This is a genomic window from Streptomyces sp. NBC_01012 (assembly GCF_045162755.1).
Lineage (GTDB): Bacteria > Actinomycetota > Actinomycetes > Streptomycetales > Streptomycetaceae > Streptomyces.
On record NZ_CP108688.1, the window covers coordinates 4,833,232 to 4,850,382 of the forward strand.

Below are 17,151 nucleotides of genomic sequence, written 5' to 3' on the forward strand. Positions count from 1 at the left end.
GGCAACTTGCAAGGGGGGCGTTGGTGGCATTGGTCTCGACAGCAATGGCTGTGCTGCTCGCTGGGTGTTCCGAGGAGGCTGAGGCGGTTCCGGAGCTTCCGGAGCGGATCTGCTGGGGATCCTTTGCGTCCCAAGATGTGTTGCCGCTCCTGCCGGCTGGAAAAGAGGCCAAAACCTACGGGCGTCAGTTTCTTTCTGTGGGGGAATATGATTCTTCCATGTGTGCTCTGAGTGTCGATGGTTCGGATAAGTTCCAGGCGTTTGCCAAGCGGCGAGATTTTGAAAGTTATATCGACTGGTCCTCTTGGAGTAAGTCGAAACCAGAATCGGTCGACGTCGGGCAGAAGGGGATTGTGTGGAACGGTGGTGCGGCCTCGTATATTATTTGCGAGCCGTCCAAGGATCCCAATACTCCTGGTGAATATGTCGAACTGAGTCTCTATGTACTTAACCAGCCGAGTGATGGTGTTGAGTCAAAGCGGAACCGTCGCGTTCTTCGCACCCTGATCGGTCAACTCGTCGCCTTCGCTGAGAAGGAGTTGAAGTGCGGCTGACTGTCATGGTCAAACTCGGAAATTTTGCAGCGGATCCCGCAATCCTGGCTGCGTTACTCGTCAGATTGGCCTAGCTCCTGTCCCGCATTCTCCTACAAGGAATTAGCCTTCCTGGAGAGTACCCAGACGTAATACCATTTTCCATTCTCGATCACCCGGTGGCCATTCTCGACCTTTTCCCTGATTGCGCCCCAGAAGGTACCCGCTGTGGTTAACCCAAGAGTCGTGAGCACTCGTTCCATTACCGACCCTTCCACAGCGATGAGCAGGGCTGCGGTAGAAGCGACTGTCGCGCCAACTGCACCCAGTGTCCTCTTTCTCTTCACGGCGCGGAGGTCAGATTCCATGGCGCTGACCTGGTCCTCGATCTCCAGGCGAAGTTTCGTTAATTCAAGCTGGGACTGCTCCGAATTGAGCGCCTCACTCATTGAGAGGAAGCTTGTACGCAGGAATCCTCGGAACCCCTTGTATGAATCGAACTCATCGATGGTGATTTTGCTGAAATCCCCCATGGTGACACTGTCGATGAAGGGCAGGTCGATCTCGAGTACAAGGCGAACCAAGCGATCTTTCACGGGCCTGGATTCCGAAGGGTCGATCAGTCTCCCTCCTCTCATGATGTAGTCGACCGCAGAAACCCGGCTTGGTGGGAAGGATTGTGTCTCACGACCGCTGTATTCCGTACTTGCGGTGTAGCTCGGCAAATACCAAGCGAGACCGGCCTTGATGATTGGTTGGGCTTCAAGTAGCCAAGTCCCAAGCGCCGTCATATCTGGGCAGTGGATCCCGAAATGAATGGTTCGCGTGGTGCCCAGTTGCCACCGGCCAGTGTCGAAATCGGTCTCATCCTCGGTTTGGCTTTTTACTCCGATGGGACGGTAGGGAGCGTGCGGCCCGTGCGAGAGTAATAAGGTGTCGGATACCAGCACGGCACGCTTCGTGAGTTGCTCAAAATTCCCGATTTCGTCCTGCAGTCCAATATTGAAGTTTTTGTTGATGAGCCTCCTTTCGCCCAAAATGTTAGTCCGTCCGAATCTTGCAGGATTGAAGAGAAGTTCCGAGTATGATTTAGCGACGGCGGCTGGATTATTGCGGATGCCTGGGGGGATCTGGTTGTAAATCTTTTGCATCTGGCGTGCTACATCTCTGTCGCCAATTGGTTGTGCGCGTCTCCACATATGGGTAGTCTCGGGGACGCCAGTCCATCACTGCAAGCCCCTCGGATCGCCCTCCGTTGAGTGGTTACCGCGGCGGAGGGCAGGAGCTGGGTCTGGGCGTAGTCGGGCCTCTTCTCTTTTGATCAGGTGAGGCCGAGATGGGTGAGGGCGGGGAGTGCCTGCCTGTCTGGCGGATGCCGGCGGCGATGTTGCGTGCGCCGTCGAGACGTAGGGCCCCGTTTCCTCTATCGGCGGCCGGTCAGGACCGCGGCTTCCTGGATCCGGTCCCGAATTTATGGATCAATCTGGCTATTTCCGGCAGCGCAGGGACCTATTTTTCGCCAACTGGGCAGCTTGGAGGCAGGGCAAGCACGGGGAGTGAGAGTCTGGCAAGGGCCGTCGGCCCAGTTCGGGCGATGGGACAGGGATGAGCATGGGGCGGGGACGGGGGAAATCATGACGTTCGACGAGGAATGGGCAGAACTCCGTGATGCGGCGGCAGTGCGACGGAGTGCTATGCAGCTCAACAGTGCTCCGGCCGAAGGGGGCGGGAGCGGGGGTGGGGCGGCCGATCTGGTGGTCAACCGGGATGACCTGGGTGCCATCGGGAGTGATGCCTACGAGGTACGTGTCCGGCTGTCGAAGGACGGTGACCACGCCCGCCCTTCGACCTTCGACGCCGCCATCGCGCTCACCAACGGCAACTTCACCAGTGGTTCCGCACTGCTCAAGGTGCACGACCGCTGGAACACGCACATGAAAACGCTGCTGGACTCCTGCGCGCATATTTCGAACCACCTGGATTACACCAAGTCCGTTCATTCCAAGGATGAGGTGAAGATCGTGGACGATCTGGCGCCGATCTCCAAGCTCATGCAATACATGAAGTAGCAGCCTGGGGAGGGCACGCATCTGCGAAGGAAGTGACGCGTTACTGTCATGCGGTCAAGGCATCCAGCCAGGGTTGCCGGCAGGCCGGACAGCCAAGGGGAGCTTCTCATGCAATGGCCAGTGCGCCAGGAATTCGACCGCGTGGCCGGACGCCAGCAGAGCTGGGGGGCTGGCCTGTTGGTGGTGTCAGCAGCCCTGTTCCTCTGGCTGGGCTATCTGTTGCTGATCCCGTTCAGCGTGCCGCACTACAACGACGAAGTCGCTTGCGACGCCCCCGTGTTCTACGACAGTGAGAGCTCGTCCTACAGCCAGGGCGCGGGAGACCTGTGCAGCGCCCAGCGTGACTGGCCGGAGCTCCTCGGGATCGGAGTTCTCGCCGTGCCACCCGCCGTCGCGGGTGCGGCACTGGTCACCAGCGGGAGTGCACGCAAGCGTGCGAGCGCTCATGTCTTCCGGGTCCTCGAGTTGCAGGAGTCTCAGGAGCGCGCACAGCAGAGGGCGCGACTCAAACCCTGAGTGCGGTGGCGCAACCGCTGCTGTGTCGCTGGCACAGAGGGAGGCTCCCGATGGGGTGCGTCACTGCGTCCACCTGTGGCCACGGGCACGGCAGGCAGCAGACTTCGATTGCAGCCACCTCCTCTCGACTGAGTGGAACTGGTGCGTCAGAGAGGGAACCCGGGCGATCCGAATCGCCTCATCACCGGTGCGGTAGCCCGTCAACTCCTCCCCGGTGAAGGTATGATGATTCAACTCGCACGCACCTTCCGCAGTACTGCCCGCGCCGCGCCGCGTCACTGGAGGTGGCGGCGATCGGCACCACCGCCGGACTGATCGGTGGCTTCATGGCCCCGGCTGCATCTGCCGCCGAGTCGGCCGATCCGACCTACGACAACTACGTGGCGCTCGGCGACTCGTACGCTTCCGGTGCGGGTCTCAGCTCGGTGGATGACGCCAACTGCGATCGCACCAGTCAGGGTTATCCTGCGGTGATCGCCGGTGCAGTGAAGGCGAAGCACTTCAAGAACGTCACCTGCAGTGGTGCCACCACGGCAGAGATGGCCAACGCTCAGGGCACCAACCCGGCCCAGCTCAGCGCCCTGTCAGCCGACACCGATCTGGTCACGCTGACCATCGGGGGCAGTGACATCGGGTTCACCGAGATCATCACCAACTGCGTCGTCGGCAGCTTCAGCGATCCGACCGGCAGCCCCTGCAAGACGCATTTCAATGAGTCCGGCAGTGATGCCATCGCCACGCGCATCAACTCCACGGCGGCCAAGCTCACGGTCAGCCTGCAGTACATACGCGCCCTTGCACCCAATGCCCGAGTCCTGGTGGCCGGTTATCCGTCGCTCGTGCCGGACGACGGCAAGGCCTGCCGTCCCGACGTCCCGTTCGCGGACGGCGACGTGCCCTACCTCCGCGATGTGAACAAGAAGCTCAACCAGGCCCTCGCCGATCGGGCCAAGAGCGCCGGTGCGGAGTACGCCGACACGTACACGATGACTATCGGCCATGACATGTGCCAGAACGAAGCAGACCGGTGGATCGAGCCCATCGAAACGGAGCTCGCACCGGCGCACCCCAACAGCTGGGGCCAGCAGGCCATGGCCTACGGCGTCTACAACCAGCTCCGCAACTAAAGCGTGTTTCGAAAGTCCCGCCGGCCCGGCGGGCCCCAGCCCCCGCTGGACCCCGCATAGCCGCTGACGCACGCAGGAACGGCCGCCCCCGCGCCATGGGGGCGGCCGTTCCTTCTGTGTTCTCCCGCTTGGAGGCCGTGACCGGATTCGAACCGGTGTAACTCGAGTTGCAGTCGAGCCCCTAAACCTCTCGGGCACACGGCCTTGGTGTTCTTCTTGATCTGCTGTCGACCGTACGGGCCCGCACGGCCGGCCTCAAGGGTCACAGGTGGGCCGCAACGCGACTGCCATGCCGCGTTCACGTTCGCGCCTCGGGGTGCGGCGGTGGGCGTAGGGCGGAGGGACCAGTCGGATACCGACCATCGACAGGGGTCACCAGCAGTTATGGCCCTTACCCTGGTGCTCATGACTGCCCTGGAACCCCGTGACGCCGAGGTCACCGCTGCCCCCGTGGAGACCGTCGTCGCCGAACCGGCCGAAGGTGTCCTCGGGCGTACCTACCGGGCGCTCAGCATCGGCATCGTGTCCGTCGTCCTGCTCATCGCCTTCGAGGCCACCGCCGTCGGTACGGCGATGCCCGTCGCGGCCGAGGAGCTGCACGGCATCCCGCTCTACGCGTTCGCCTTCTCCGCGTACTTCACCACCAGCCTCTTCGCCATGGTGCTTTCCGGGCAGTGGGCCGACCGGCGCGGCCCACTCGCCCCGCTCGCCACCGGAATCGGTGCCTTCGGGGCCGGGCTGCTGCTCTCCGGGACCGCGGCGAACATGTGGACGTTCATCCTCGGGCGGGCCGTCCAGGGTGTCGGCGGCGGGCTCGTGATCGTCGCGCTGTACGTCGTCATCGGGCGCGCCTATCCGGAGCGGATCCGGCCGGGCATCATGGCCGGGTTCTCGGCGGCCTGGATCGTCCCGTCCGTCGTCGGTCCCCTCGCCTCGGGGACCGTGACCGAGCATCTCGGGTGGCGCTGGGTCTTCGTCGGCATCCCCGTCCTCATCCTCCTGCCGCTCGGCCTCGCGCTGCCCGCGATCCGGCGGATGGCAGGGGGACCTACGGACGCCGAGGCCGCGGCCGAGCCATTCGACCGGCGCCGTATCCGGCTCGCGCTCGGGATCTCGGCGGGCGCCGGGCTGCTCCAGTACGCCGGGCAGGAGCTGAGGTGGCTCTCGCTGGTCCCCGCGCTGGCCGGTGCCGCGCTGCTCGTGCCCGCCGTACGGGGGCTGCTGCCCCGTGGCACCGTGCGGGCCGCGCGGGGGCTGCCCGCTGTGATCCTGCTGCGGGGGATCGCGGCCGGTTCGTTCATCGTCGCCGAGTCCTTCGTGCCGCTGATGCTCGTGACTCAGCGCGGGCTGTCCCCGACGCTGGCCGGCCTCTCGCTGGCCGCCGGTGGCCTGACCTGGGCGCTCGGCTCGTACGTCCTGGCCAGGCCCCGGCTGGAGCCCCACCGGGGGGCTCTCATGGTGATGGGCATGGTGTTCGTGACGTTTGCGATCCTCGCCGCGCCGAGTGTGCTGATCGCGGCGGTGCCGGTGTGGACGCTCGCCGCCGTCTGGGCTTTCGGATGCTTCGGCATGGGGGTGGTGATCTCCTCGACGAGCGTGCTGCTGCTGAAGCTGTCGCCCCCGCAGGAGGCCGGGGCCAACTCGGCCGCGCTCCAGATCTCGGACGGCCTGTCCAACGCGTTGCTGCTCGCCGCGAGCGGGGCGGCGTTCGCCGCGCTCGGCGGCGGCTCGGTGGGCGCGGCCGGTCACGGGGCCGTGGAGAGCGGTGCGGCCGCGGTGCACCCGGGGGCGTTCACGGCGGTGTTCCTACCGATGGCGGCGGTGGCGTTGGTGGGGGTGTGGGTGGCCGGCCGGGCGCAGCCTGGGTGACGCCCTGTGGTACCACTTTGGCCCTATCTCGTGGTACCGTTCTGGTATGGCTATGAACCTGCGCCTCCGTGACGACCAGACCGAGGCGCTCAAGCGCCGGGCCGAGCAGGAGGGCACCAGCATGCACGCCATACTGCTCAGGGCTGTGGACGATTACCTCGCCAGGACGGCTCAGGAGGCCATCGTCCGCAAGACCGCCAAGGAGCAGGCCGCCAAGTGGGGCGAGCTCATGGACCGGCTCAAGTGACCTGTGTCTACCTCTCCTCCGAGGACATCCTCGTCATCGCGGGATATGCCTGCGACGACATGCAGGTCGTCGTACGGGACGTGGGGCTCCTGGAGTCCGCGGCACACCGCCCCTCGGCTGCCATGTTCGTGGAAGAGGCATACCCGGATGTGATCGACAAGGCTGCGGCACTTCTCCAGTCCCTCGCGATCAACCATCCACTCTTTGACGGGAACAAGCGGACGGCATGGCTGTCCTGCGTCTCGTTCCTGGCCATGAACGGTGTGGACCTGCGCCCCGACATCGATGCGGCGGAACGGCTGGTCATCTCGGTTGCGACCGGTGAGGTGGACGAGGTGAAGGTCATCGCCCAGGGACTGCGCGAGCTGGTCGTCGCCGAGGTGTGACAGCTGTCGCACTATCCTCCGGAACGGCATCGCCCAGGGCGGGTTCCGCCCCGCCCGCCGGTAGGGTGGCCCGGTTGTCGTATTGCGTACGGGCTGCTTCCGGCCCGTACGGACAAGCGCCCCACGTACCCGAGTGCCCTGAACCGGAGACCGTGACTACTACCGCCTCCCACCACCTCTCACCCGCCTTTCCCGGCCGCGCCCCCTGGGGTACGGCAGGCAAGCTGCGCGCCTGGCAGCAGGGTGCGATGGACAGGTACATCCAGGAACAGCCGCGCGACTTCCTCGCGGTCGCGACCCCCGGCGCGGGGAAGACCACCTTCGCGCTGACCCTCGCCTCATGGCTGCTGCATCACCACGTGGTGCAGCAGATCACCGTCGTGGCGCCCACCGAGCACCTCAAGAAGCAGTGGGCGGAAGCCGCGGCGCGCATAGGCATCAAGCTCGACCCGGACTACAGCGCCGGCCCCGTGAGCAAGGAGTACCACGGGGTCGCGATCACGTACGCGGGTGTCGGCGTGCGGCCCATGCTGCACCGCAACCGGTGCGAGCAGCGCAAGACGCTCGTGATCCTCGACGAGATCCACCACGCCGGTGACTCGAAGTCATGGGGTGAGGCCTGCCAGGAGGCGTTCGATCCGGCGACCCGGCGACTCGCGCTCACCGGTACGCCGTTCAGGTCCGACACCAACCCGATCCCCTTCGTCGCGTACGAGGAGGGCAACGACGGCATCCGCCGCTCATCGGCCGACTACACCTACGGTTACGGCAACGCCCTCGCCGACGGGGTCGTCCGCCCCGTGATCTTCCTCAGCTACAGCGGCAACATGCGCTGGCGCACCAAGGCCGGGGACGAGATCGCCGCACGGCTCGGTGAGCCGATGACCAAGGACGCCATCGGGCAGGCATGGCGCACCGCGCTCTCGCCCACCGGCGAATGGATCCCCAATGTGCTGTCCGCCGCCGACAAACGGCTGACCGAGGTACGCAAGGGCATTCCGGACGCGGGCGGGCTCGTCATCGCGACGGACCAGGAGTCGGCGCGTGCGTACGCCAAGATCCTCAAGAAGGTGACGGGGGAGACCCCGGCCGTGGTCCTCTCCGACGAGAAGGCGGCGTCGAAGAAGATCGACAAGTTCAGCGAGGACGAATCGCGCTGGATGGTCGCGGTGCGGATGGTGTCGGAGGGCGTCGACGTCCCGCGTCTCGCGGTCGGGGTGTACGCCACGACCATCTCGACCCCGCTCTTCTTCGCACAGGCCGTCGGCCGTTTCGTACGGTCACGGCGCCGGGGCGAGACCGCGTCCGTCTTCGTGCCGACCATCCCGATGCTCCTCGACTTCGCGAACGAGATGGAGGTCGAGCGCGACCACGTGCTCGACAAGCCGAAGAAGGGCAGCGACGAGGAGAACCCCTTCGCCGAGGAGGATCAGCTCCTCGCGGACGCGGAGAAGCTGGAGGACGAGGAGACCGAGGAACAGCTGCCCTTCGAGGCCCTGGAGTCGGACGCGGTCTTCGACCGGGTGCTGTACGACGGCGCCGAGTTCGGCATGCAGGCCCACCCGGGAAGCGAGGAGGAGCAGGACTACCTGGGCATCCCGGGCCTCCTCGAACCCGACCAGGTCCAGCTGCTCCTCCAGAAACGGCAGACCCGGCAGATCGCGCACAGCAGGCAGAAACCGGCCGAAGAGGCGGACCTGCTGGAGAAGGCGGCCGAGAACCGGCCGGTGGTCACGCACAAGAAGCTGCTGGAGCTGCGCAAGCAGCTCAACACGATGGTGTCGGCCTACACGCACCAGAGCGGCAAGCCGCACGGGGTGATCCACACCGAGCTGCGCCGGGTGTGCGGCGGCCCACCGAGCGCGGAGGCTACGGCCGGACAGATCCAGGACCGAATCAAGAAGGTCCAGGAGTGGGCTACCCGGATGCGGTGAATCCGGATGGCCGGAGTGGCCCCTCGGCCCTCGATCGACCCCGGTGCGCGAGAGGCATGATCGATGCGATCGATGCGAGCGACGCGATCGACGCGATCCGTCCGATCTGCGCGTGCACCGGGGTCTTTGTGGCACCGGGGGCGGATATTTTTTGCGTCACTTCTTCACGGTGGGTTAACAATCGTTCACGTCTGATGTACGGAGCGTTGCTCCGCGTCACCCGACTAGAACGCGCGTAGATGTTCGCGTTCCGGACGGTCCGCCGCTGACCGGCGGTTATGCCGGGCCGTTTTGGAGGGAGACCGGATTCTGGACGAGGTCTTCCGCTGAGCGGACCCGCTCGCTAATGTCCCCGAAACATGAACACCCCGTGGCAACGTGGCCGCGGAGCGCAGCCGGTGCCATGGCCAGTCGGCGGCCTCTCGGTGCGTCGCCGTGGGACCGGCGTCGGTACTTCGCAGAGACAACCGCCCCGCTCACCACGAGGGAGACGGCGTCGTGACCGCGGAGACTTCTCAGACGCTCGACAGGGGACTGCGTGTCCTCAAACTGCTCGCCGACACCGATCACGGCCTGACCGTCACCGAGTTGTCCCACAAACTCGGCGTCAACCGCACCGTGGTCTACCGACTGCTCGCGACCCTGGAACAGCACGCGCTCGTCAGGCGTGACCTGGGCGGCCGGGCCCGAGTGGGTCTTGGCGTGCTGCGTCTTGGCCGGCAGGTGCACCCGCTCGTCAGGGAGGCTGCGCTGCCCGCGCTGCGTTCGCTGGCCGAGGACATAGGGGCCACGGCTCACCTCACGCTCGTCGACGGGTCGGACGCGCTCGCGGTCGCCGTCGTCGAGCCGACCTGGACCGATTACCACGTGGCCTACCGGGCCGGTTTCCGCCATGCCCTGGACAAGGGGGCCGCGGGCCGGGCGATCCTCACCGCCCGGCAGAAGACGGCCGAGCACCCGGGCTACACCCTCACCCGCGGCGAGCTCGAAGCGGGTGCCTGCGGGGCGGCGGCGCCGTTGGTCGGAGTCTCCGGTGTGGAGGGCAGCGTGGGAGTCATCATGCTCGCCGACGCCGTACCGGAACGGGTCGGGCCCAGGGTCCTCGACGCGGCCCGTGAGGTCGCCGACGCCCTCCGTTAGGCACAGGTCCCGGCATGAGCCCGCCGGGGCGGTCGGGGCGGTCGGAGCCGGCGACGCTCGGCGGATAGATTGGGCGGGTGGCCATTCGTTTCTCTCGCCCCCGCGCTCTCGCCCTCTGCGCGCTGCCCGTCCTCGCGCTGTTCGGTACGGCCGCCTTCGCGCCGCTGCCGTTCACCGTGGCGCAGCCCGGCACCACCGCCGATGTCCTGGGTGACGACAAGGGGACACCGGTCATCACGATCAAGGACGCGCCGACCCGGTCCACCGACGGCAAGCTGCTGATGACCACGATCCTCGCGACGGCCCCGACGGCGGACATCGGCATCGGGGACGTCGTGGACAGCTGGTTCAGGACGGACCGTGCGGTCATGCCGCGCGACTCCGTCTATCCGACGGGCGACTCCGAGAAGGAGATCGAGCAGCACAACCTCCAGGACATGAAGGAATCCCAGAACGTCGCGGTGGACGCGGCCCTGAACTACCTGGACATGAAGCCCGGTTCGGTGGACGTCACCCTGCACCTCGCCGACGTCGGCGGTCCCAGCGCGGGCCTGTTCTTCTCACTCGGCATCGTCGACAAGCTCGCCGACGACCTCGACGGAGGTCTGACCGGTGGACGCACCGTCGCCGGCACCGGCACGATCGAGTCCGACGGAACGGTCGGAGCCGTCGGCGGCGTCTCCCTGAAGACCCAGGCCGCCCGGCGTGACGGTGCGACCGTCTTCCTGGTGCCGAAGGACGAGTGCAAGCAGGCGAAGGCCGAGCGGCCCGACGGCCTGCGGCTGGTCTCCGTCACGACGCTGAAGGGCGCGGTGTCCGCACTGCGGGCTCTGGACCAGGGGGGCACGGTCCCGGGCTGCTGACCTGCGGCTCCGGTGCCTCCATGGTGCGCCACGCGGGGAAGACCAGCGGGCTCAGCGTCGCCAGGAAGTACACCCCGCCCATCGCGAGCAGCGCCCCCGTCGCGCCCATGCCCTCGACCAGCAGCCCAGCGGCCAGCCCGCCCACCGGCATGGTGAGCTCGCAACCCGCGGTGAGTGCCCCCGACACCCTGCTGCGCAGCTCCTCGGGAACGCGTTCGTACGTCACGGTCGTCAGGATCGGGTTGAGCATGCCTCCGGCGATCCCACCCAGCGCCATCGCCACCGCGAGCGGCAGGGTGGTCCCGGTCAGCGCGGCGACCAGGAATCTCGGGGCGCCGCACAGCACCACACACACCGTGAACACCGTCCGTCGCGAGAAGCGGTGTCCCACCGCCCCGTACAGCAGGGCGCCGATCAGCCCGCCCGCCCCGAACAGCGCGGTGAGCAGCCCCAGATCGGTCGCCCCGCCCAGCCTGCCCTCCGCGTGCACGGGGAGCAGGACGGCGTTCCAGCCCTGGTCCGTGCCGTTCATGAACATCACCATCACGACGACGGCGAGCAGCAGCCGGTTGCCCAGCAGATACGCGTATCCCTCGCGCAGTTCGGCGCGGTAGGCGCGCAGCGACACGGGGGCCGCCGCCTTGCTCGGCTCGGCCGAGCGGATGCCGCGTACGCCCGCCGCGATGAGCAGGGCGGAGAGCACGAACGTGGCGGCGTCCAACAGGAGCACGGTCTCGGCGCCGGCCATGGCGATCAGTACGCCCGCGAGCGCGGCGCCCACCATGCGCGCGCCGCGCGACACCGCGTCGAAGAGGCTGGCGGCGCGGGCGAGTGTGGTGCCTGCGCGCTCCGCGAGGTCCGGGACCAGCACGTAGCGCGCGGTGTTGCCCGGAGTGTGGGCCAGGCCGTTCAGCGCCATCAGCGTGCAGAGCAGCCAGAAGTGGAGCGCTCCCGCGTGGTGCAGGAGCGGAATCGCGGCGATGGCGGCGCCGCAGACCGTGTCGGAGGCGATGGAGACCCGGCGCCGTCCGATCCGGTCGATGACGGGCCCGCCGATCAGGGCGGCGACGACGATCGGCAGGGTCGCGCAGAAGGCGACGACGCCGGCCCGGCCCGCGCTGCCCGTGGTCTCCAGGACGAACCACGGTACGCCGATGAGCGTGAGGGAAGTGCCCGCCGTGGATATCGAGTTGGCCGCCAGGACCGTGGCGAGCGGGGTGCGGTCCCGCGGCTGTTTCCCCCCGTCCACCGTCAGGCCGTTCTCGTGGCGGGGGCCACGGCGGGGGCGGGACCGGGCCCTGACTGCGCGAGGCGCAGGCCCAGTTCGACCAGGGTCCAGCCCATGCGGTGGCGCAGTCCCGGACGTGTAGGGGTGAACTCAGCTGCCTCACGCTGGAGTTCGGCGGAGCGGTAGCTGTGGAGCAGCAGATGGGTGTCGCTGTGCATGACGGTGATCCCCTCAGTCGGTGGGACGCGGGAACACGTGCAGGTGGGTGCGGACGACGGCCGACCCCTCGGCGTCGTCGGGGACGCGACCCCGGTAGCTCTGCACCAGCTCGGTCATCTTCTCCGCGAGCTCCAGGGAGAGTTCCGGGGTGAGTCGCAGCTTGAAGTCGCTGACTTCCCAGCTGCGCAGCCACTCCTCGGGCCACTCGTGCATGGTCCCGAGCCAGGTGTTCAGCTCCTGGGCGTGCATGGTCGCGACCTCGTGGAGCACCACCCCCATGGCGCCGCGCACCTCGGCGTCCGCGTGGCGTACGAAGTCGGAGGTGGGCCCGAACACCGTGCCCGTGTGGACCGACTTCCACCACCGCTCACGCCCCTTGCCGCGCTCCGGGTCGTCCTCCACGAAGCCGTACGTCGCGAGCTGGCGCAGGTGGTAGCTGGTGGCCCCGCTGGACTCGCCGAGGCGGTCGGCGAGTCCGGAAGCGGTGGCGGGGCCGAACTCCCTCAGGGCGTTCAGCAGCCGGATCCGCAGCGGGTGGGCGAGGCCGCGCAGGGTGCGGGTGTCGACGTGGTGGATCTTCGGGTCGTCCGGGTACGGGGCCGGCCGGTCCTCGGGCTCGTTCGTTGGCATGCCGGAACCATAAAGTTGCAAAGACAGCTTTGCAACACATTTTTTGCAACGACTTCTTTGGAAGCCCCCGTTCCGCCCGGCCTCCCGCTCACCCCTCCTTGATGAATCCTTCCTTCACCAGCCAGTCCTTCGCTACTTCGTGCGGGTCCTCCCCGTCCACGTCCACCTTGGAGTTCAGCTCCTGCGCGAGCGGCGTCGTCAGCTTCTTGGTGATCGGCGCCAGCAGTTCGGCGATCTCCGGGTACTTGTCGAAGGTCGCCGTGTGGATGGCGGGCGCGGCGTTGTAGTTAGGGAAGAACTGCTTGTCGTCCTTCAGGACGTCCAGGTTCATCGCCTTGATCCGGCCGTCGGTGGTGTACACCTCACCGAGCAGGCAGGACCCCGTCTTCGTCACCTGGGTGTAGATGATCCCCGCGTCCATCTTCTTGATGTTCGAGGCCGGCAGATTCATGCCGTACCTCTTCTGCAGTCCTGGCAGCCCGTCGTCGCGCGAGGCGAACTCGTTCTCGACACAGATCGTCACCGCCTTCGGGTCCTTCTTGGCGAGTGCGGCCACGTCCGACAGGGTTTTCAGGCCGTACTTGGCCGCGTTCTTCTTGTTGAGGGCCAGGGCGTACGTGTTGTCGAGGGTGGACGGCGGCAGCCAGGTGATCCCGTTCCCCCGGTCCTCGTCACGGACGGCCTTCCACTGGTCGTGCGGGTCGACGATCGGCTTGGCATGGCCCAGATAGGTGATCCACGCCGTGCCCGTGTACTCGTACATCGCGTCGGCCTCGCCCTTGGCGACCGCCTCGCGGGCGCTGATCGACCCCGGCAGGTTCGTACGGTCCAGGACCTCGGCCCCGGCCGCCTTGAAGACCAGGCCTATGACCTGGCCGAGGATGATGTTCTCGCTGAAGTTCTTCGAGGTCACCGTCAGCGACGCGCCCTTGAGGGGCTGCCCCTTCCCGACCGACCCCGGTTCCACGTTGTCGACCAGCGGTGATCCGCTCTTCAGCCCGCACCCCGTGAGCAGGAGGGCCAGCGCGGCTGTCGATGCCAGGCCCGTACGTACCCTCACGCTTCCTCCAGTCCACGCGGCGTCAGCCACAGTTCGACCAGCGAGGCCAGCCAGTCCACGAGCAGTGCGAGCACCACCGTCAGCACGGAGCCCAGCAGCAGCACGGGCATGCGCTGCGTCTGGATGCCCGAGGTGATCAGGTCGCCCAGACCGCCGCCGCCGCCGAAGGTGGCCAGGGTCGCCGTGCCCACGTTGAGCACCAGGGCGGTACGTACGCCCGCGAGGATCAGCGGTACGGCGAGCGGCAGTTCGACCCTGGTGAGCGTGCCGATCGCCGACATGCCGATGCCCCTGGAGGCCTCGACCAGCGTCGGCTCGATCGCGTTCAACCCCGCCACCGTGTTGGACAGCACCGGCAGGACCGCGTAGATCACCATCCCGGTGATCGCGGTCGACGGGCCGATGCCCAGCCAGATGACCAGCAGCGCCAGCAGCCCGATCGCGGGCGTCGCCTGGCCGATGTTGGCGATGGCCGTGACCCCGGGGGCCGCCTTCCGCAGTCCGCGCCGGGTCAGCGCGATGCCCAGCGGGATCGCGATGATCAGCACCCAGAAGGTGGAGATCGCGGTCAGCCGCACATGCTGCCACCAGCGGACCTGCACGTTGTCGCCGGCCAGCGAGTTCTCCGCGATGGAGTCCAGCTTCACGTTGGAGATCCACAGATAGGTCACCACCAGGACGACCGCGAGGACCGCCGGCACCAGCACGAGCTTCTTCCAGGTGATCCGGCGCGCGGGCTTCGGTGGCGGCGGGGTGGGCTCCGACTCCTCGTCACGGAAGGCGTGACCTTGTACGTCGTGTTCGCCGGGTGGGCGCGAGTCCTTGGGGGAGACCTGACGGCTGGGGCTCATAGACCGCTGCCACCGCCCTCCAGCTCCTGCTCCGTCCGGTGGGCGCGCAGCTCCTCGAGTTCGTGCTCGTGCTCGATCGCGGTGAGCCGGTCGGCCTCCAGGAGTTCCTGCACGGAGTCCATCAGGGTCTGCATGTCCACGACGCCGATGAACTCACCGCGCCGCCCCGTCACCGCGACCCGTCCGCCGCTGTCGGTCAGCACCGCCTCCAGCGCGTCGTGCAGCGTGGCGTCCCGGGTCACCGTGTCGTGCACGAGCTGCCCTGCCCTGGCCAGCGAACCCTTGGCCCTCATCAGGTCCCCGCGCCGCAGCCACTTGTAGGGGCGGTTACGGCGGTCCAGCATCAGCAGCTCGTTGTGCCGGCCGTCCCGCAGCTTGTTGAAGATCGACTGGAGCGGGTCCTCGACGGTCACCGTGGGGAACTCGGCGATGCCGACGTCCCTCACACGGGTGAGGTTGAGCCGCTTCAGGGCCGCGCCCGCCCCCACGAAGCCGGAGACGAAGTCGTCCGTCGGGTTGGTGAGGATGGCCTCGGGGGTGTCGAACTGCGCGATGTGCGACTGCTCCCGCAGTACCGCGATCCGGTCGCCCAGCTTGATGGCCTCGTCGAAGTCGTGGGTGACGAAGACGATCGTCTTGTGCAGCTCGTGCTGAAGGCGGATCAGCTCGTCCTGGAGGTGGTCCCGGGTGATCGGGTCGACCGCTCCGAAGGGTTCGTCCATGAGCAGCACCGGAGGGTCGGCGGCGAGCGCCCGCGCCACCCCCACGCGCTGCTGCTGACCGCCGGAGAGCTGGCGCGGGTAGCGGCCGTGGAACTCCCGGGGGTCCAGGCCGACCAGATCGAGCATCTCCTCGACCCGGTCCTTCACGCCGGACTTCGACCAGCCGGTCATCTTCGGCACGAGGGCGATGTTCTCCGCGACCGTCATGTGCGGGAAGAGACCTGAGGACTGGATGGCGTAGCCGATCTGGCGCCGCAGCTTCACCGGGTCCATGTCGGTGACGTCCTCGTCGTTGATCCTGATCCGCCCGGACGTCGGCTCGATCAGACGGTTGATCATCTTCAGCGTGGTGGACTTCCCGCAGCCGGAGGGCCCCACGAGAATCACGGTCTCGCCGGCCTTGATGTCCATGGACACGTTGTCCACGGCAGGGGCGGGGCTGCCGGGGTAGGACTTGCTGAGGCTCTCAAGACGGATGGTCGCGCCGGAGGTGGAGGCGGGGCGGGAGGAGGGCGTCGACTCCGTCGAGCCGGTGGCTGTCTCAGGCACGGATCCCCCTGGAGATGGTGAGGCGCCCGAGCAGTACGTACGCGGCGTCGAAGAGCAGGGCGAGAATGACGATGCCGATCGTGCCGGCGAGGACCTGATTGATGGCGTTGGCACTTCCGAGTGAGGCGAGCCCGCGGAAGATCTCGTTGCCGAGACCGGGACCCGAGGCGTACGCGGCGATGGCGGCGATGCCCATCAGCATCTGGGTGGAGACCCGGATACCGCTGAGGATGGGTGGCCAGGCGAGCGGCAGTTCCACCTTGAGCAGCCGCTTCGTGCGGGACATTCCGATGCCCTTCGCCGCGTCGACGAGGGACGGGTCGACCCCGCGCAGCCCGACGATGCAGTTACGGACGATGGGCAGCAGCCCGTACAGCGTCAGGATGATCACGGTGGGCGGGACCCCGAGACCGATCAGCGGGATCAGCAGACCGATCGCCGCGAGGGCGGGGATGGTGAGGATCGCCGAGGTGGAGGTGATCGCCAGTGCGTTGCCCCAGGTGCTGCGATAGCTGATGACACCGATCAGGACGCCGAGGACGGTGGCGATGACCATGCACTGGAAGACCGCGCTGACGTGCTGGAACGCATCCGTCAGCAGCTGTTGGTGCCTCGTGCCCACGTACTCCCAGAAGTTCACATGCTGCTCCCTAGGCTCAGTCGGTGTCCTCAGCAGCCTGCTCGATCAGCGGGATAATACGCAGGGGCACCGGATTTTCCATGACGATCGCCGTGGAGGCCCGGACGATGCCATCAAAGCCGACGACCAGATCGATCACCCGTTGGAGATCGGCGTTCGAACGGGCGACGAGACGGCAGAACATGTCACCCTGACCCGTCGTCGTATGCAGTTCGAGGACCTCGGGCACGCTGCTCAAATGGGTTCGTACATCGGTGCCTTGGCCCTGTTTGATCTCCAGCGTCGCGAACGCGGTGACGGGATAGCCGAGCGCCGCGGGGTCCACGTCAGGGCCGAAGCCGCGGATGACGCCATTGGACTGAAGGCGGTCGAGACGCGCCTGCACCGTCCCGCGCGCCACGCCGAGCCGCCGCGACGCCTCCAGCACACCGATACGGGGCTCACGGGCCAGCAGTACGATGAGCCTGCCGTCCAGTCGATCGATCGCCATGGTCCGCCTCCCTGTGGTCAGCCTGTACAGATAGCCCGCCCATCCTGGCGTCCGGGTGTACAGACTGACCAGTGATTC

The 17,151-nt window shown here is 66.9% G+C and carries 19 protein-coding genes and 1 tRNA gene; 10 read left to right on the plus strand and 10 right to left on the minus strand.

Going from position 1 to position 17,151, the window contains the following annotated elements:
• Positions 1 to 23 precede the first annotated feature (23 nt).
• On the plus strand, positions 24 to 554 hold the full coding sequence (locus OG623_RS21725; RefSeq protein WP_406148550.1) for a hypothetical protein: 531 nt from the start codon (positions 24 to 26) through the stop codon (positions 552 to 554).
• A 92-nt stretch (positions 555 to 646) separates the two neighbouring features.
• On the opposite strand, the gene OG623_RS21730 is transcribed toward OG623_RS21725, so the two are convergent.
• The gene (locus OG623_RS21730) at positions 647 to 1,684 is read right to left on the minus strand and encodes a hypothetical protein (RefSeq protein WP_406148551.1); all 1,038 of its coding nucleotides are present in this window, start codon (positions 1,682 to 1,684) and stop codon (positions 647 to 649) included.
• Positions 1,685 to 2,167: 483 nt separating this feature from the next.
• Between OG623_RS21730 and OG623_RS21735 the strand changes: the two genes are divergently transcribed.
• From OG623_RS21735 to OG623_RS21745, 3 genes are all read left to right on the plus strand, one after another.
• The gene (locus tag OG623_RS21735; protein ID WP_406148552.1) at positions 2,168 to 2,602 is read left to right on the plus strand and encodes a hypothetical protein; all 435 of its coding nucleotides are present in this window, start codon (positions 2,168 to 2,170) and stop codon (positions 2,600 to 2,602) included.
• A 108-nt stretch (positions 2,603 to 2,710) separates the two neighbouring features.
• Positions 2,711 to 3,118, plus strand: coding sequence for a hypothetical protein (locus OG623_RS21740; protein ID WP_406148553.1), 408 nt, complete (start codon positions 2,711 to 2,713; stop codon positions 3,116 to 3,118).
• Between the two features lie 284 nt (positions 3,119 to 3,402).
• Positions 3,403 to 4,245 (plus strand): SGNH/GDSL hydrolase family protein, encoded by an 843-nt coding sequence (locus OG623_RS21745; protein ID WP_406148554.1) that lies wholly within the window; start codon positions 3,403 to 3,405, stop codon positions 4,243 to 4,245.
• Positions 4,246 to 4,374: 129 nt separating this feature from the next.
• Here the strand turns inward: OG623_RS21745 and OG623_RS21750 are convergent.
• Positions 4,375 to 4,449: transfer RNA gene (locus tag OG623_RS21750), tRNA-Cys, on the minus strand.
• Between the two features lie 201 nt (positions 4,450 to 4,650).
• Between OG623_RS21750 and OG623_RS21755 the strand changes: the two genes are divergently transcribed.
• From OG623_RS21755 to OG623_RS21780, 6 genes are all read left to right on the plus strand, one after another.
• Complete coding sequence (locus tag OG623_RS21755) at positions 4,651 to 6,114, plus strand: MFS transporter (RefSeq protein WP_406148555.1); 1,464 nt, start codon at positions 4,651 to 4,653, stop codon at positions 6,112 to 6,114.
• Positions 6,115 to 6,160: 46 nt separating this feature from the next.
• Positions 6,161 to 6,361, plus strand: a complete 201-nt coding sequence (locus OG623_RS21760; protein ID WP_406148557.1) for a ribbon-helix-helix protein, CopG family — start codon at positions 6,161 to 6,163, stop codon at positions 6,359 to 6,361.
• Positions 6,358 to 6,747 carry a type II toxin-antitoxin system death-on-curing family toxin gene (locus OG623_RS21765; RefSeq protein ID WP_406148558.1) on the plus strand — a complete coding sequence of 130 codons (390 nt, stop codon included), beginning with the start codon at positions 6,358 to 6,360 and terminating at the stop codon, positions 6,745 to 6,747. Before OG623_RS21760 ends, OG623_RS21765 begins: the two co-directional genes overlap by 4 nt.
• 152 nt (positions 6,748 to 6,899) lie before the next feature.
• Positions 6,900 to 8,681, plus strand: coding sequence for a DEAD/DEAH box helicase (locus OG623_RS21770; protein ID WP_406148559.1), 1,782 nt, complete (start codon positions 6,900 to 6,902; stop codon positions 8,679 to 8,681).
• A 498-nt stretch (positions 8,682 to 9,179) separates the two neighbouring features.
• Positions 9,180 to 9,821 carry an IclR family transcriptional regulator gene (locus tag OG623_RS21775; RefSeq protein WP_406148560.1) on the plus strand — a complete coding sequence of 214 codons (642 nt, stop codon included), beginning with the start codon at positions 9,180 to 9,182 and terminating at the stop codon, positions 9,819 to 9,821.
• 77 nt (positions 9,822 to 9,898) lie between these two features.
• Entirely contained in the window at positions 9,899 to 10,684 is a 786-nt protein-coding gene (locus OG623_RS21780) for a S16 family serine protease (protein WP_406148561.1), read from the plus strand.
• On the opposite strand, the gene OG623_RS21785 is transcribed toward OG623_RS21780, so the two are convergent.
• From OG623_RS21785 to OG623_RS21820, 8 genes are all read right to left on the minus strand, one after another.
• Complete coding sequence (locus OG623_RS21785; RefSeq protein WP_406148563.1) at positions 10,614 to 11,933, minus strand: MFS transporter; 1,320 nt, start codon at positions 11,931 to 11,933, stop codon at positions 10,614 to 10,616. The genes OG623_RS21780 and OG623_RS21785 overlap by 71 nt on opposite strands.
• A gap of 2 nt (positions 11,934 to 11,935) precedes the next feature.
• Positions 11,936 to 12,130 (minus strand): hypothetical protein, encoded by a 195-nt coding sequence (locus tag OG623_RS21790; protein WP_406148565.1) that lies wholly within the window; start codon positions 12,128 to 12,130, stop codon positions 11,936 to 11,938.
• Between the two features lie 13 nt (positions 12,131 to 12,143).
• Entirely contained in the window at positions 12,144 to 12,761 is a 618-nt protein-coding gene (locus tag OG623_RS21795; protein WP_406148567.1) for an ArsR/SmtB family transcription factor, read from the minus strand.
• A gap of 88 nt (positions 12,762 to 12,849) precedes the next feature.
• The gene (locus OG623_RS21800) at positions 12,850 to 13,821 is read right to left on the minus strand and encodes a glycine betaine ABC transporter substrate-binding protein (protein ID WP_406148569.1); all 972 of its coding nucleotides are present in this window, start codon (positions 13,819 to 13,821) and stop codon (positions 12,850 to 12,852) included.
• Positions 13,818 to 14,672 (minus strand): ABC transporter permease, encoded by an 855-nt coding sequence (locus tag OG623_RS21805; protein WP_406148570.1) that lies wholly within the window; start codon positions 14,670 to 14,672, stop codon positions 13,818 to 13,820. The genes OG623_RS21800 and OG623_RS21805 overlap by 4 nt, the downstream gene beginning before the upstream one ends.
• Complete coding sequence (locus tag OG623_RS21810) at positions 14,669 to 15,943, minus strand: ABC transporter ATP-binding protein (protein ID WP_406148571.1); 1,275 nt, start codon at positions 15,941 to 15,943, stop codon at positions 14,669 to 14,671. Before OG623_RS21810 ends, OG623_RS21805 begins: the two co-directional genes overlap by 4 nt.
• Positions 15,936 to 16,583, minus strand: a complete 648-nt coding sequence (locus OG623_RS21815; RefSeq protein ID WP_406148573.1) for an ABC transporter permease — start codon at positions 16,581 to 16,583, stop codon at positions 15,936 to 15,938. The genes OG623_RS21810 and OG623_RS21815 overlap by 8 nt, the downstream gene beginning before the upstream one ends.
• 16 nt (positions 16,584 to 16,599) lie before the next feature.
• Complete coding sequence (locus OG623_RS21820) at positions 16,600 to 17,073, minus strand: Lrp/AsnC family transcriptional regulator (RefSeq protein ID WP_406148575.1); 474 nt, start codon at positions 17,071 to 17,073, stop codon at positions 16,600 to 16,602.
• Positions 17,074 to 17,151 lie beyond the last annotated feature (78 nt).

Excerpts from the sequence above, each read along its gene's own strand:
- OG623_RS21790 (WP_406148565.1), bottom strand. The coding sequence starts at position 12,130 with ATGCACAGCGACACCCATCTGCTGCTCCACAGCTACCGCTCCGCCGAA.
- OG623_RS21735 (WP_406148552.1), top strand. The coding sequence starts at position 2,168 with ATGACGTTCGACGAGGAATGGGCAGAACTCCGTGATGCGGCGGCAGTG.
- OG623_RS21730 (WP_406148551.1), bottom strand. The coding sequence starts at position 1,684 with ATGCAAAAGATTTACAACCAGATCCCCCCAGGCATCCGCAATAATCCA.
- OG623_RS21820 (WP_406148575.1), bottom strand. The coding sequence starts at position 17,073 with ATGGCGATCGATCGACTGGACGGCAGGCTCATCGTACTGCTGGCCCGT.
- OG623_RS21805 (WP_406148570.1), bottom strand. The coding sequence starts at position 14,672 with ATGAGCCCCAGCCGTCAGGTCTCCCCCAAGGACTCGCGCCCACCCGGC.
- OG623_RS21795 (WP_406148567.1), bottom strand. The coding sequence starts at position 12,761 with ATGCCAACGAACGAGCCCGAGGACCGGCCGGCCCCGTACCCGGACGAC.
- OG623_RS21740 (WP_406148553.1), top strand. The coding sequence starts at position 2,711 with ATGCAATGGCCAGTGCGCCAGGAATTCGACCGCGTGGCCGGACGCCAG.
- OG623_RS21755 (WP_406148555.1), top strand. The coding sequence starts at position 4,651 with ATGACTGCCCTGGAACCCCGTGACGCCGAGGTCACCGCTGCCCCCGTG.
- OG623_RS21760 (WP_406148557.1), top strand. The coding sequence starts at position 6,161 with ATGGCTATGAACCTGCGCCTCCGTGACGACCAGACCGAGGCGCTCAAG.